Here is a 14,877-nt window from a genome sequence, read left to right on the forward strand (position 1 = left end):
GTGACAACGCAGGCTTGGTCGGGGCGAGGACAGGACCGGTGTTACAGGCCCAGCATCTTGCGGTTCATCGCGTCATCCGTGCCGCCTGCGGCAAAATCGTCAAAGGCATGCGGCGTGACCCGAATGATATGATCGCGCACGAATTGCGCCCCTTCGCGTGCACCATCCTCTGGATGTTTCAGCGCACATTCCCATTCGACCACGGCCCAGCCGTCGAAATCATTGGCCGCCATCTTGGAAAACACGGCCCCGAAATCGACCTGACCATCGCCCAGTGACCGGAAGCGCCCCGCGCGATCCACCCAAGGCTGATAACCGCCATAGACACCCTGCCGCCCGGTCGGATTGAATTCTGCGTCCTTGACGTGGAACATGCCGATCACGTCGCGGTAGATGTCGATGTTGTCCAGATAATCGAGGCACTGGAGAACATAATGCGATGGATCGTACAGCATCTTGGCCCGCGTGTGGTTGTTCACCCGTTCCAGAAACATCTCGAACGTCACGCCGTCATGCAGATCCTCACCCGGATGGATTTCATAGCACAGATCGACGCCGCAGCTGTCGGCATGATCCAGAATGGGCCGCCATCGCGCGGCGAGTTCATCGAACGCGGCCTCGACCAGTCCCGCCGGGCGCTGTGGCCACGGATAGACATAGGGCCAGGCCAGTGCGCCGGAAAAGGTCGCCTGCGCCGTCAGGCCGAGTTTTGAAGATGCATCCAGCGCCTTCTTTACCTGATCCACCGCCCAGGCCTGCCGTGCCTTGGGGTCGCCATGAACGGACGGTGCGGCAAAACCGTCAAACGCCAGATCGTAGGCGGGGTGAACGGCGACCAACTGCCCCTGAAGGTGGGTAGACAGTTCCGTGACCGTGATACCGTTGTCGGCGGCCTGACCTTTCCATTCGTCGCAGTAGGTCTGGCTCGTCGCGGCCTTGTCGAGGTCGATCAGGCGGGTATCCCAACTGGGAACCTGCACACCGTCATAGCCGACCTCCTTGGCCCATTTGGTGATGCTGTCCCAGCTGTTGAAGGGGGCTTCGTCACCCGCGAATTGCGCCAGAAACAGCGCCGGTCCCTTGATCGTTTTCAACGGTCTTCTCCCTTGGTGCGGTCAAATTCTTGGGGCGTGTAGGCGAACCGGGTGTACCGCGCCTCGGCCCCCATGCCGGTGATGTCATAGGCCATCATGCCGACGAAGGCCCCGGTGAACGACGCATGTTCCCCCTGCGCGCCCTCGTCCGAGATATGCGAGGCATCGCGCGGTGGGCCCAGCGGCTGCGCACCGTCGCCGGTGTCAAAGTGAAACTGCTGATACGCGCCCGCGACCTGTACCGACAGCGTAACCGGGCCGTCGGGGATCGGGACGGGGGCGATCGGATGGTCTAGCGCGCCCGCAGGCCAGTCGCCGTTGCAAGAAATCAGGGTCAGACACCGCTGGCCGTCCTCATAGGTGATGAACGCACCGTGGAATTTGTGCCGGTTGTAGTAGGTGATCAGGCCCGCGCCCTGCTGATAGGACTGCGGTGCGAAATCAAGTGTGGTTTCGACGGTGTAGGCCGGGTCCTCTTGCCTGCGCGCGACGAGGGATTGTTCAAACCAGCTTCCGATGCTTTCGCGACCGATCAGGACCAGTGCACCGTCGTCGACGCGGAACAGGCGGTCTGGCTGGGGGGTGCGCAGCCATTGGAATTCGGACGGTAAGCTGTCGAAGCGGTCGTGGATGACCGCGTCCCGAGGTTTTTGCGTGACGTCAATGTCGACGGTTTCCGGCGGCAGCAGACCACCGTGTTCCAGATACAGCCAGTCGTCGCGCCAGACGCAGCGGGCAATGCCCGTTTCGCGGCCCGTGGCGCAGAACGGCTTGCCATCGTGCATGACGGGGCGGCCCATCAGATAGGTATGCCACGCAGTGCCATCGGGGGCCTCGACATACTGGCCGTGGCCTGCCCGCTGGATCGGATGGTTAGGCACGCCCTTGGTCGAGATCACGTGTTTGTCCGGGTGATCCTCATACGGGCCGTCGATCTGGCGGGACCGGGACAGGGTGACAGCATGGTCATATCCCGTGCCGCCCTCTGCCGTGGTCAGGTAATACCAGCCGTTGCGTTTGAACAAATGCGGTGCCTCTGTCAGGCCGCGGTCAGTGCCGTGGTAGATATTCGTCACGGGGCCGAACAGCCCGCGTGCAGGCGACCATTCCTGCAGCAGGATACCATCGAAACGGTCGTTTGCCGGGTTCACGCCGGACCCCGCCTGCCGGTGGTTCCACTGCATGTTCACGAACCATTTGCGGCCGTCGTCATCGTGGAACAGCGACGGATCGAACCCGCTGGAATTCACATACCACGGGTCGGACCAGTCGCCGTCGATAGTCCCACAAGTGGTGATGTAATTGTGAGCGTCCTTCCAGTCGCCCTCCAGCCGTTTGACATCGGTGTAGACCAGCCAGAACCGCTTGTCCGCGTAGGACAGACAAGGGGCCCAGATGCCGCAACTGTCGGGATTGCCGCGCATGTCCAACAGGGCCGCGCGGTTCAGCGGGCGCGACACCAGCGTCCAGTTCACCAGATCACGGCTGTGGTGAATTTGGACGCCGGGATACCACTCGAACGTCGAGGTCGCGATATAATAGTCGTCGCCGACACGGCAGATCGACGGGTCGGCGTTAAAGCCGGGCAGGATCGGGTTGCGGATCATGGCGCGGCCGCCAGCAATGCGCGGGCATCATCGGGGGACAGGGCCGCGGGACGGTCGCAGGTGGTGGTCATGTCGATGAATTTGCCGGTTTCACCCGACTTCAGGATGCTGGTCATCACGTCGGTCACATGCACCGCCAGATCGAGTGCGCAGCGATGCGGGCGATCCGCCTCAATCGCCGCTGCCATATCAGCCAGACCCGCCGTGCGGTAATTGGCGCGGGGATTTTTGCCGTCCAGTTCCCAGTTCACGCGGCCAAAGGGATGATCCCAGACCGGCACTTCGCTGATCGTGCCGGCGGCATCGGATTGTTCCAGCGCGCCACCAAAGTGGTTGGGGTCCGGCACGAACAGCGTGCCTTCGCTGCCGTAAAGCTCCATGTTCGCATGGCGGTGCGCCTTGACGTCCCAGCTGACGTTCAGTGTGATCGCGGCCCCGTTTTCAAATTCCAGCAACGCATGTATCGTCGTAGGCGTCTGCACCGGGATGGTTTCCCCGGCACGTGGCTGCGACGTGATCGTCCGTTCATTCTGGGCCGCAGTCGCTAGCGCACCGACCCGTTTCACCGGACCGATCAGCTGCACAAGGTTTGTGATGTAGTACGGCCCCATGTCCAGCACCGGACCGCCGCCGGGTTTAAAGAAGAAATCAGGGTTGGGATGCCACATTTCCATCCCCGGCCCCATGAAATGGGCGGTCCCTGATGTGACGCGCCCGATGCCGCCGTCATCGATGATCTGCCGCGCCTGTTGGTGCGCGCCGCCCAGGAATGTATCGGGGGCGGATCCGATGCGCAGACCCTTTGCCGCCGCCAGATCGGTCAGCGATTTGCCCTGTTTCAGCGTCAGCACCAGCGGCTTTTCGGTATAGGCATGTTTGCCCGCGTCCAGAATGCGTTTGGTGACGTCGTAATGCGCATCCGGAATCGTCAGGTTGACGATGATATCGATGTCGTCGGACGCCAGCAGGTCGGTCACGGTCCGCGCCTTGACCCCGAATTCAGCGGCCCGCGCAAGGGCCACCTCCTCGTTCATGTCTGACACCGCGACAAAGCGGATGTCCTTGAAGGTCGGCGCAAGGCCCAGGTAGGCGGCAGAGATGTTGCCGCAGCCGATCAGACCGATGTTCATGGTCATGGGATGTGTCCTTACAGTGAATTCATGTAGGTCAGCGCGCGTTCGGCGAACCGTTGGTCAGACGAGGGCTTGTCGTGTTCCATGATGAACAGATCGCAGCCAGCGGCCTTGAGGGCGGCGAAATGCGCAGGCCAGTCCAGCGTGCCGTGACCGGCATCGGCCCAGCCGTCCTCGTCCGCGTTTTCACCTGCGGGCGCGCGATCCTTGACATGGGCAGAGATCAGCCGGTCGCCATATTGATCGATGACACTGCCAGGATCGGTGCCTGCAACGGCGGCCCAGGCGACATCAAATTCGAAACCAACGGCAGAGTCGGCCAGGATCAGATCAATGGGGCGTTCACCCGTGGGCAGCGCCTTGAATTCGAAATCGTGGTTGTGCCAGCCGAATTCAAATCCGTCGTCCTGCAACGGTTTGCCCGCTGCGGCCAAGCGCTTGCCGAAATCGGTCCAGCCTGCCGCATCGGTGGGGCGGTCGTCGGGCATCAGGAACGGCACGACGATCTTGTTGATGCCCAGACCGCGGGCGATGCGTGTGACCTCTTCGCGGTTGTTCTCGACCAGATCGAACGCAAAGTGGCCCGACGGCATGGTCAGCCCGGTGTCGGCCATCGCCTTGCGCGTCGCGTCGAGGTCCTCATACACGGGGCCATAGCCTTCGACGTGGGTGTAGCCCAGATCGGCCAGCATTTTCAGCGTATCGGTCAACGGACCAAAATTGCGGGAACTGTAGAGTTGGTAGGAAAATCCGGTCATGTCGGGGCCTTTCAGGAATGATACGTCGCGCTGTGCAGATCGCGCAGCGTGAATGATGGGGTGATGTCGGGGTTGGCCGGGGTGAACCGCAGCGTCGCGGTATGGCCGGGACCAAAGTGAATTGCGTTATGATCGAAACGACCGGGGGTGTCGGCCTCTGCCGTGACGAAAAACGCCATCGCCTGCGCCGTGATCGACAGGACCCAATTGTCACCGTCGCGTTCGGTCTGGCAGTTCAATGCGGCGGGCAGCAGGTCATAGGCCTTGTAGGGTTTCGGGGCAAAGACATCGCCGCCCTTGCTGCCGTCGCTGGCCGTCCAGCCGAACGACAGCATCTCTTGCGGTTTCAGATCAGCGGCTTTGACGCGCAGCAATTCTGTTGCGTGGTCATCGACCTGACCGGCCCCCTGCCCCAGTGCGCGCGCTGTCCCGTCCATCGCGCAGGCATAGGCCGTGATCGACAGGTCCAATGGACTGCCGGTATCGTTGATCCCGCGCAGCACGAGGTCGTCACCGTCCGGCATCACGACAACGGTAACGGGGGCGTAGAACTCGCGGCTCAGATGGTGAAGCACCTTCCATCCGCCGCCATAATCAAGCGAGGCCCACGAACACACCGGCCACGTGTCGTTCAGCTGCCAGATCAGCGTGCCCATGCAATGCGGTTTCAGCCCGCGCCAGTGCGTCACGGCGGTCTTGATCGCCAGCGCCTGCTGCACCTGAGAGACGTAAACGAAATTCTCGAAATCCACGGGAAAGCGGAAATAGCGGAACATGGTTTCCGCGATGCGGGCGTTGCCGCCATCGTTTTTTTGATGCGCCTCCATCACCGGGGCGGCGATGTTGAAATCGGCCGGATCGGCGAATTGGCGGATCACGTCCATCGAGGGATAGCTTTGGAACCCGAATTCGGAGCAAAACCGGGGCGACACGTCGCGGTAGTGGTCGAAATCGCGACCCTCGTGCCAGACCGACCAGAAATGCATGTCGCCGCTGCTGTCATCGTGCCACGCATCGCCAAACGACAGCGGTCCGGTCGAGGGGCTGGACGGCCACCAGTTCGCATGGGGATCAGTGTCGCGCAGCGCGTCCTCGATACAGCGGTTCAGCCGGTCGTAGTTCACCAGATAACGGTCGCGGTCATTGATGCTGACGTCATACCACGTCAGCGCGCCGACCAGTTCATTGTCGCCGCACCACAGCGCCAGACAGGCGTGATGATGCATCCGCGCGACGTTGTCATGCACCTCGGCCCGGACTTCGGTCAGATAGGCAGGATCGGACGGGTAAAGGTTGCAGGCAAACATGAAATCCTGCCAGACAAGCAGGCCCATCTCGTCGCAGGCGTCGTAGAAACTGTCAGGCTCGTACCGGCCGCCGCCCCAGATACGGATCATGTTCATGTTCGCATCGACGGCGGATTGCAGCAGGTCGCGCGTCTTGGCGTCGGTGATCCGCCCCGGCAGCGCATCGGCGGGGATCCAGTTTGCCCCCTTGCAGAAAACGTCGCGCCCATTGACCCGGATCTTGAACCCCAGCCCGGCGGCGTCGGGCGCGGCCACCAGTTCCATCCGGCGCAAGCCGATGCGCCGGTGTGCCGTGGCCGTTCCCACCGTCACGACCAGATCATAAAGCGGCTGTCCACCCTGCCCGGCGGGCCACCAAAGCTGCGGGTCGTCGATCCGAACCGTTACCTCGGCAAAGCCGTCGTCGGCCTGGGCGGTCACGGTTTGCCCGTCCAGTTCAACCGTGACCGGGCCCGCGTGATTGCTGGTGTGGACGCCGACCGTGACAGTCACGCCGTCGCTATGATCCTGCGCGATGGCCAGACGGTCGATGCGCGGTGCCGCGCCGGGTTCCAGACGCAACGCGCCATAGACGCCAGAGGTCGCCAGCGCGATGTTCCAATCCCAGCCGAAATCGCAGGCCGGTTTGCGCAAAAAGTTTCCGTAGGGGATCGGGCAGTTCTTGGACCACGGCACGGGAAACGGATGCGCGTCCGACAGCGCCTTGCCCGCCGCGACGGGCGAATGGAAGGTGATCGCGATCTCGTTGGTCCCGACCCGGGCCACATGACCCAGCGCAGCGCGGTAGGTGCGAAATGCATTCGCGGCCTCCAGCACCACCGTGCCATTCACGCGTATCGTCGCCACGGTGTCGAGTTCCGATATCACCAGATCGATATCGGTATGTTCCAGCTCGAACGATTTGTGCGCCGTCCAATCCTGTTCGCAAATCCAGCGCAGATCGTATTCGTTCTGACCTGCATAGGGATCAGGGATCGCGCCCGCGGTGTACAGCGCCGTCACGATGTCACCCGGCAGGGTCATCGGGACGGCATGCCTGCCATCCACGGATTGCAGGGTCCAGCTGCCAGACAGGTCGCGTGGCATTACAGACGCGCCTCTGTTTCCTTGTCAAAGAGTGATGCAGCACCGGGATCGATCCCGATCATCAACCTGTCACCGGGTTTGACCTGTGCCTGGCCGTCCATGCGCACCCGCATCGTCTGCCCGCCAAAGGCGCAGTGCACCAGCGTGTCGGACCCCATCGGTTCCACCAGATCGGCCGTGACCTCTGCCGTATAGGGCGCGGAACGCAGGTTATCGCCCGTCATGACGTGTTCCGGGCGGATGCCGATGATTGCAGGCCGCCCGGTCGCGGGCCGCTGGGAAAATTCATAGGTGCCAAGCGGTAAATCGTGATCGGGAATGCGGATCACGTCACCCTCGACCGTGCCGTCAAAGAACGTCATCGACGGCGATCCGATGAAATCGGCCACATACAGATTCTGCGGTTTGCCATAGATTTCGGCGGGCGTTCCCAGCTGCATGATCTTACCGCCTTTCATGATCGCGATGCGATCAGCCAGCGTCATCGCCTCGACCTGATCGTGCGTGACGTAGATCATCGTGTTTTTCAGGTTGTTGTGCAGACGTTTCAGTTCGACGCGCAGATCGGCGCGCAGCTTCGCATCCAGATTTGACAGCGGTTCGTCGAACAGGAACACCTCGACATCGCGCACCAGCGCCCGCCCGATGGCGACCCGCTGGCGCTGACCGCCGGACAGCGCCCCCGGCTTGCGTTTCAACAGTTGTTCGATTTGCAGAATTTCGGCCGCACGGGCGACGCGTTTGGCGATCTCGGCCTTGGGCACCTTGGCATTGCGCAGGCCGAACGTCAGGTTCCCCTCGACCGTCATCTGCGGATAAAGGGCGTAGCTTTGAAACACCATGCCGATCCCGCGTTCGCTGGGTTCGGCCCAGGTCACGTTGCGGCCCTTGATCCAGACCTGTCCGTCGGTCGGTTCCAACAGCCCCGCAATGACATTCAGCAGTGTGGATTTCCCACAGCCGGACGACCCCAGCAGCACCAGAAATTCACCATCACCGATATCGAGGTTCAGGTTTTGCAGGACCTTGACCGCGCCAAACGACAGGTCGAGATTCTTGATCGAGACAGACGGATTGAGAAGGGTCACTAGATTATCCTTTGACAGCACCCGCAGCGATGCCGCGCACGAAAAGTTTGCCGGACGCGAAATAGATCACGAGCGGGACGAGACCGGTCAGCAAGGTCGCTGCCATGTTGACGTTGTATTCCTTGACCCCCTGAACGGAGTTGACGATGTTGTTCAGCTGCACCGTCATCGGGTAGCGCTCTGGGGACGAGGTGAACGTCACCCCGAACAGGAAATCGTTCCAGATACCCGTCACCTGAATGATCAGTGCGACCACAAAGATCGGCAGCGACATCGGCAACATGATCCGAAAGAAGATCGCCCAGAACCCGGCCCCGTCGACGCGGGCGGCCTTGAACAATTCCTCTGGGATGGATGCGAAATAATTGCGGAACAGCAAGGTGTTGATCGGCATGCCGAATGCGACGTGCACCAGAACCAGACCCGTCAGCGACCCATACAGACCCGCCTCGCGCAGCATGATGACGATGGGGTACAGCATCACCTGATACGGGATGAACGCGCCGATCATCAGCAGCGTGAAAAACACCTCGGACCCGCGGAATTTCCACATCGACAGCGCGTAGCCGTTCACTGACGCGATGGCGACCGACAGGATCACGGACGGGATCAGAATCTGAAACGAATTCCAGAACCCACGCGACAGGCCGTCACAGTTGATGCCGGTGCAGGCTTCTTGCCAAGCCTTGACCCAAGGCTGAAACGTCACTTCGAGCGGTGGGGCAAAGATATTGCCGACACGGATTTCGGGCATCCCCTTCAGAGATGTGACGATCATCACATAAAGCGGCAGCGCATAATAAAGGGCGACCACGAACAGCGTGCCGTAGATGATGATGTTGCTGCGGCTGAACCGCCGGACAGGTTTGGGGCCGCGCGGGCCGTCCAGCAGTGCGGCGACTGGTTGCTCCGCCGCCTTGGTCGCAGCTAAAATACCGACATCAGCCATGCTTTTTGCCCCCGAATTCCAGATAGGCCCACGGGATCAGAATGATCACGACCATCACCAACATCATGGTCGAAGCGGCAAAGCCCTGACCCAAATTCTGACCGCCGAACATGGCGGTCATCACATATTTCGCCGGAACTTCTGAACTGATGCCCGGACCGCCAGAGGTCTGCGCGACCACCAGATCATAGAGTTTCACGATCCCCGCACCGATCAGGACCAAAGAGGTGACGAACACCGGCCGCATCATCGGGATGATCACGCGGATGTAGGTTTTCACGGTGCCGATGCCGTCGACGCGGGCGGCCTTCCAGATGTCCTCGTCGATGCCGCGCAACCCGGCCAGCATGATGCACATGATCAGTCCGGTCCCCTGCCACAGACCTGCAATCAGCAGACCGAACATCACGATGTCAGGGTTGTTCAGCGGGTCGAAACTGAACCCCGTCCATCCCATGTCCCGCACGACGTTCTGCAGGCCCAGTTCAGGGTTCAGGATCCATTGCCACACCAGCCCCGTGACGATGAATGACAGCGCAAAAGGATAGAGGAAAATGGACCGGAACACCGCCTCGCCCCGGATCTTGCGATCCAGCAGCGCCGCGAGCGTAAAGCCGATGACAAGCGTCCCGATCAGGCTGAAAAACCCGTAGATCGCAAGGTTTTCGATCGACACGATCCATTTGCGGCTGGACCACAGGCGTTCGTATTGATCAAGGCCCGCCCACGACAGGCGCGGCAGCAGCCCGGATTTCGTGAACGAATAGACCACCGTCCAGATTGTTCCGCCCAAAAAGACGACGACGGCGGTGAAAATCAGCGGCAGCATCGCAATCTTTGACGGCAAATTGCGGAAAAGACGCGACGGACGGCGCGCTGCGGCGCGATCCCCGGCATCGGGGCGGGTGTCGGAAATGGTCATGATGTGCCCTCAGGGGTCGTTGGCATCGCGAATTGGCCACATGGCCGCAAATGCGAACGGACGGCGCAAGGGCCGTCCGTTCAAAGACGCTTTATTCAGCGGATGCGATGATGTCGGAGTATTGCTCCTGAACCTCTGCCGCGGTCATGGCAGGGGTATTCCAGAATTCCGTCATCAAGTCGTTCAGCTGGCTGATCGTGTCGGGCGCAAGAAAGGATTCCCCGTTTGGCACGATGTTGCCATTGGCCAGCAGGTCCAGACCCTTTTGCGTGCACTCGTTCACGGATGTCAGATCGACGTCACCACGGACCGGCAGCGATCCCTTGGCCGAGTTGAACGACACCTGAACTTCGGGGCTTAGCAGCATGGCGGCCAGTTCCTTTTGTCCGGCCTCGATTTCGGGGTCATCCTGCTTGGGGAAATAGAACGCATCGCCGCCCGTATCCAGAATCGCGACCTCACCCAGACCCGGCAGGCAGGAATAATCCTCGCCTGCGACTTCGCCTGCCATGGCGAATTCACCCTGCGCCCAGTCGCCCATGATCTGCGCACCAGCCGTGTCGTTGATCACTGCTGCCGTGGCCTGGTTCCAGTCCTGCACGTTCAGACCGTCGGAAAATTCGCGGGCCGCGCCAAATGCCTCGAACACGCGGGTATATTCCGGTCCCATGACGGTTTCCGCATTCTTGTCGCGGTTGACCGACAGCCAGGCCTCTTCACCAGCCAGTGCCAGCGCCATGACGCCAAAGGCACCGTTCTGCTGCCAGGACTGTCCGCCCATCGCCAGCGGCGTCAGACCCGCCTCTTGCAGCGCGGGCGCGCTCTCGGCGAATTCGGTCCAGGTGGTTGGCACGGCTAGACCGGCGTTTTCATAAGCGGCATTCGAAAGCCACATCCACTGCCAGGAATGAATGTTCACCGGCGCGCAATAAATGCGACCATCGACGGTGCAGGCGTCCAGCAGCGACGACGGGTTCACGATGTCGGCCCAACCTTCGGCCTCGGCCACATCGGTGAGGTCCAGCAAGAGGCCAGCCTCGATCAGTTCTTCTGCCTGACGCCCGTGATTGAACTGGAACGCAGCGGGTGGATCGCCACCGATGATCCGGCTGACCATGACGGGACGCGCGGTGTCGCCACCACCGGCGATTGCACCGTCAACCCATGTGTTGCCAGTGGCCGTCCAGGCCTCTGCAAACTTGGCGACAGCATTGGCTTCACCACCGGATGTCCACCAGTGCATCACCTCGAGGTCGACTGCGCCAGCGGTGGTCGCCGCGCAAATCGCAGTGGCCGAAAGTAGTTTTATCCTTAGCTTCACGATCTTCTCCTCCCAGAATCTAAATCGTTATAGAAAGGCTAACCTGAAGTTGTTTGCGCAAACAAGACTATTTTTTTTGGTCAACAAAATTTACGATTTGTCGCACAAACACCTTGCGCCAGATTGCGTTTTTATTGATCGGCACACAGGGGATCGAAGGGGGGGACGGATATGGACGACGCCACGCGACCAAGGCAGCGCGCTCCGACGCTCAAGACCATTGCCGGGCTGACCGACCTCGCGGTGCCGACCGTTTCCCGCGCCCTGTCCGGCGCATTGGACATCAGCGAAGATACCCGCGCGCGCGTCCGCGCGGTTGCCGACGAAATCGGTTATGTGCCCAATCGTGCGGGCGTGCGCTTGCGCACCGGTCGGACGAATGTGATCTCGCTCGTGATGTCGACAGAACACGACATCATGAACCATACAGCCAAGCTCATCTCTTCGGTATCCGCCGGTCTGCGCAACACACCGTTCCACCTGATCATCACACCCTATTTCCCCGACGAGGACCCGATGAAGCCGATCCGCTACATCGTGGAAAGCCGGTCAGCCGATGCCGTCATCTTCAATCAGATCCAGCCGCAGGATCCGCGCGTGCGTTACCTGCTCGATCGCAAGTTTCCGTTTGCCACACATGGACGCTCGAACTGGGCCAGGGACCATGCCTGGTTCGATTTCGACAATTTCGCCTATGGTCGCATCGCCGTCGAAACCCTGGCCGCACGCGGCAGGCGTCACTTGCTGTTGGTGCCGCCCCCTGACAAGCAATCCTATGGTCAGGAAATGATCGCGGGTTGCAGCGACACCGCGCGCAGGCTGGGGATTGATTTGCAGATCGTGGTCGGGTTCGACAGCGACTCCGCGATCGAAGATGTCCAGCGCGGCGTTTCAGATTTGCTTGATCGGCAACCCGCACCCGATGGCATCATCACCGGATCCACCAATTCCGCCTTGGGTGCTGGGGCCGCACTGCGCACCGGCGGTATCGCCATTGGCCGTGACATGGACGTTTTTACCAAGGAAGCGATGGTGTTCTTGCGCCGGGTCTGGCCGGAAATCCTTACCGTGTCGGAAAATGTCGTGGCCGCCGGTGACTTTCTGGCCCGTGCGGCCATCGCTCAGGTCACCCACCCAAAGGAGGACCTGATGCAGAAACTCGACGCGCCGACCTGGCAGCTCGACGACGAGGCAAGCTAGACTCCGTCCTGCGTCGGCCTGCGCCAATCGTGCAAATCATGTCACGCAAATGTGAATTCGCAGGTTCGGCCACAACTGCATCTGTCGGGCGCTTTTGATCCGATTACCCCGTGAAGCAGTTTTGCGGTCTGCGCGAGGCATTCGGGCAGCATCACGCCGGGCTGCTCCACCAAATGCCGGGACTGAACACCTAATTGTTCCGGCGGATTGCACAAAGAAACCTTTGCCTGATCCGGTCTGATGATGGTAACGGCTTCTGCGTCCTGTGTTTTAAGGATGTCCCTGCAGTTCAAGTTCTGGACGACCGATATGCTGACCCGACGACATTTCATCCAAACGACGGCCGCGCTGTTCTCCGTCCCGATTGCCGGTCCCGCTTTTGGGGCGCCGACGTCGAATCGGTCGCGCTGGGCTGAATGGGACGCCCGCGTCACACCCCCCAACTACGACCCGGCGACGACGAATCCTTGGGGATTCCACGACCGGTTCCTGCCACAGCTTGTTCAGGCGAACGACGGTCTGGTGCCGGGTGATATTCATGTCGATGCGGTGGCCAGATACCTTTATCACATCCGCGCAGACGGCATGGCCATGCGCTACGGCGTGGCGATTGCGAAAGGCAACCTATACGAACCCGGCCGCTACAACATCCGCCGAAAGGCGAAGTGGCCGGTCTGGACACCGACATCCGCGATGATCGAACGCGATCCTGGTTCCTACGCCCAATACAAAGACGGTATGGATGGCGGCCCGACGAATCCTTTGGGTTCACGCGCGCTGTATCTCTACGTAGGCGACCGCGACACCTATCTGAGGATACACGGCACCCCATCGCCCCGGTCAATCGGAAGTCGGGCCAGTTCGGGATGCGTCCGCATGGTGATGGCACATATCATCGGTCTCTACGATCAGGTGGCAACCGGATCGAACGCCATCCTCTATCCCGCCGAGGACGGCGTCACGGCGCGCAGTTAACCGCCGGCGGCGACCGCGGCTGTCTCTGCCACCGTCGGTTCCGGACCGCAGAGGTGCCTACCGTCTTTCGTCAGCAATGGCAGTTCTGTCGTCTCGACCGGACCAACGTAGCTATACCAGAAACAGTTGTCGTCCGCCCGCAGTCGCGCAGACGCGATGTCCTGATTAGGTGCGGAGCGCGCGACGATCTGATCCTTGATCTGTTGTTCCACGCTGGGAACCTTGACCGCGGAGGGCGGCACAACTGCCTCGGGACCGATCCCGGCGCATGACGCCATCGTCGAAATCGCCGCGATTGCGCAAAACATTCTGATCGTCATTGGGGCACTCTTTTTATTGGCAAGGCGTGGCTGGAGAGGACATCGACGGCTTTAACGTCCTTCACCCGCTGCGCCGTGGCTTTCTTCGTTATCGCGTTCGTTTTCGGGTCAGGAAACGATATTCTTTCGCGTTCCGGCGGGCAAGCGTGTCGGCTGATTATCTAGTCCCTTCAGGCACATCCGGGGCACGTTCTGAAGCGTTTTGTTCGAGAACGATTGTTTTCGGCCCACAAACCACAGACAGGTGTCAGTCTTGAGGCGTCTTCCTTGCGATCCGAAAGGCCTTGTTTGGTTTGACGTCCTCGCCGCCCGGCTGCCATCGCCGCTGGTCTTCGGCCCGTCTCGGACCTCTAAGACGATAAAGCTTTCCGTGGCGCGGGATTCCCAACCCTGTCATTTTTTACCGTGTATAATCGACTGCCCTCTGACGTCGGCTGTCCGGCGGAAGCTGCCTTTACCAAGACAACTGGCTCCACCAATGAGGTGTGTAGAAACGCGCTGCGTGCGGGGCATGATAGAAGAAGTCCGGGAAGTAAACCTGAACAGTTCGAGTCCCTGATCCTCTTCAAGCCGACAGATGGACGGACCACGCATAATTGCGCGAACTGTTAGCGCTTTCGACTGTGACTTTCCCCCTGCACCTTGCATCCCGCCGTGAAGCAGCCATATACCATCCATACAGATGGAGATTGGATGATGAGCAACGTCAGGAATATTCGGGACAAGACGCCAGAAAGCGAAAAAATCACAATTAACCTTGGCTACGTTGATCTGGGCCGGATCGACCTGCTTGTGCAGGAAGGGTTCTATTCCAATCGGAGCGATTTCATTCGCACCGCGATCCGCAATCAGTTGGATACCCAAGGCGATACAGTTTCGAGGTCCATCGACCGGCATACGATGGAGCTGGGACTGCGCGACTACGCGGTCGCGGATCTGGAGGCGCTCAGGGCCGCCGGAGAAATGCTTCACGTCAAGGTTGTCGGCCTTGCCCGGATCCATCCCGATGTCACACCCGAACTGGCGCTGGCGACCATCGGCTCCATCACCGTCCTTGGCGCGCTTCAGGCGAGCGCCGAGGTGAAGACGGCCCTCGCCGATCGAATTAAGTAACCTC

The 14,877-nt window shown here is 60.6% G+C and carries 13 protein-coding genes; 3 read left to right on the forward strand and 10 right to left on the reverse strand.

Annotated elements, in window-relative coordinates; all coding sequences use genetic code 11:
- Positions 1-41 precede the first annotated feature (41 nt).
- From LGQ03_RS04260 to LGQ03_RS04300, 9 genes are all read right to left on the reverse strand, one after another.
- Positions 42-1,094, reverse strand: a complete 1,053-nt coding sequence (locus tag LGQ03_RS04260; protein ID WP_226747387.1) for a sugar phosphate isomerase/epimerase family protein — start codon at positions 1,092-1,094, stop codon at positions 42-44.
- The gene (locus LGQ03_RS04265) at positions 1,091-2,701 is read right to left on the reverse strand and encodes a glycoside hydrolase family 43 protein (RefSeq protein WP_226747388.1); all 1,611 of its coding nucleotides are present in this window, start codon (positions 2,699-2,701) and stop codon (positions 1,091-1,093) included. The genes LGQ03_RS04260 and LGQ03_RS04265 overlap by 4 nt, the downstream gene beginning before the upstream one ends.
- Positions 2,698-3,837, reverse strand: a complete 1,140-nt coding sequence (locus tag LGQ03_RS04270) for a Gfo/Idh/MocA family protein (RefSeq protein WP_226747389.1) — start codon at positions 3,835-3,837, stop codon at positions 2,698-2,700. Before LGQ03_RS04270 ends, LGQ03_RS04265 begins: the two co-directional genes overlap by 4 nt.
- Before the next feature lie 11 nt (positions 3,838-3,848).
- Positions 3,849-4,592, reverse strand: coding sequence for a sugar phosphate isomerase/epimerase family protein (locus tag LGQ03_RS04275; protein ID WP_226747390.1), 744 nt, complete (start codon positions 4,590-4,592; stop codon positions 3,849-3,851).
- Between the two features lie 11 nt (positions 4,593-4,603).
- Complete coding sequence (locus LGQ03_RS04280) at positions 4,604-6,985, reverse strand: glycoside hydrolase family 2 protein (protein ID WP_226747391.1); 2,382 nt, start codon at positions 6,983-6,985, stop codon at positions 4,604-4,606.
- Positions 6,985-8,073 (reverse strand): ABC transporter ATP-binding protein, encoded by a 1,089-nt coding sequence (locus LGQ03_RS04285; RefSeq protein ID WP_226747392.1) that lies wholly within the window; start codon positions 8,071-8,073, stop codon positions 6,985-6,987. The genes LGQ03_RS04280 and LGQ03_RS04285 overlap by 1 nt, the downstream gene beginning before the upstream one ends.
- 4 nt (positions 8,074-8,077) lie before the next feature.
- Positions 8,078-9,022 carry a carbohydrate ABC transporter permease gene (locus LGQ03_RS04290; protein WP_226747393.1) on the reverse strand — a complete coding sequence of 315 codons (945 nt, stop codon included), beginning with the start codon at positions 9,020-9,022 and terminating at the stop codon, positions 8,078-8,080.
- Positions 9,015-9,944 carry a carbohydrate ABC transporter permease gene (locus LGQ03_RS04295; protein ID WP_226747394.1) on the reverse strand — a complete coding sequence of 310 codons (930 nt, stop codon included), beginning with the start codon at positions 9,942-9,944 and terminating at the stop codon, positions 9,015-9,017. The genes LGQ03_RS04290 and LGQ03_RS04295 overlap by 8 nt, the downstream gene beginning before the upstream one ends.
- Before the next feature lie 91 nt (positions 9,945-10,035).
- The gene (locus LGQ03_RS04300; protein WP_090160110.1) at positions 10,036-11,265 is read right to left on the reverse strand and encodes an ABC transporter substrate-binding protein; all 1,230 of its coding nucleotides are present in this window, start codon (positions 11,263-11,265) and stop codon (positions 10,036-10,038) included.
- 171 nt (positions 11,266-11,436) lie between these two features.
- On the opposite strand from LGQ03_RS04300, the gene LGQ03_RS04305 reads away from it, so the two are divergent.
- Both LGQ03_RS04305 and LGQ03_RS04310 read left to right on the forward strand, forming a co-directional pair.
- Complete coding sequence (locus LGQ03_RS04305; protein ID WP_226747395.1) at positions 11,437-12,465, forward strand: LacI family transcriptional regulator; 1,029 nt, start codon at positions 11,437-11,439, stop codon at positions 12,463-12,465.
- A 309-nt stretch (positions 12,466-12,774) separates the two neighbouring features.
- On the forward strand, positions 12,775-13,440 hold the full coding sequence (locus LGQ03_RS04310; RefSeq protein ID WP_090160440.1) for a L,D-transpeptidase: 666 nt from the start codon (positions 12,775-12,777) through the stop codon (positions 13,438-13,440).
- Here LGQ03_RS04310 and LGQ03_RS04315 read toward each other — a convergent pair.
- Entirely contained in the window at positions 13,437-13,760 is a 324-nt protein-coding gene (locus tag LGQ03_RS04315; RefSeq protein ID WP_226747396.1) for a hypothetical protein, read from the reverse strand. The genes LGQ03_RS04310 and LGQ03_RS04315 overlap by 4 nt on opposite strands.
- A gap of 696 nt (positions 13,761-14,456) precedes the next feature.
- Between LGQ03_RS04315 and LGQ03_RS04320 the strand changes: the two genes are divergently transcribed.
- Entirely contained in the window at positions 14,457-14,873 is a 417-nt protein-coding gene (locus tag LGQ03_RS04320; RefSeq protein WP_226747742.1) for a CopG family transcriptional regulator, read from the forward strand.
- The last annotated feature ends 4 nt before the right edge of the window (positions 14,874-14,877 follow it).

It is taken from the genome of Loktanella gaetbuli, from assembly GCF_020531945.1.
In the GTDB taxonomy this organism is placed as follows: domain Bacteria; phylum Pseudomonadota; class Alphaproteobacteria; order Rhodobacterales; family Rhodobacteraceae; genus Loktanella; species Loktanella gaetbuli.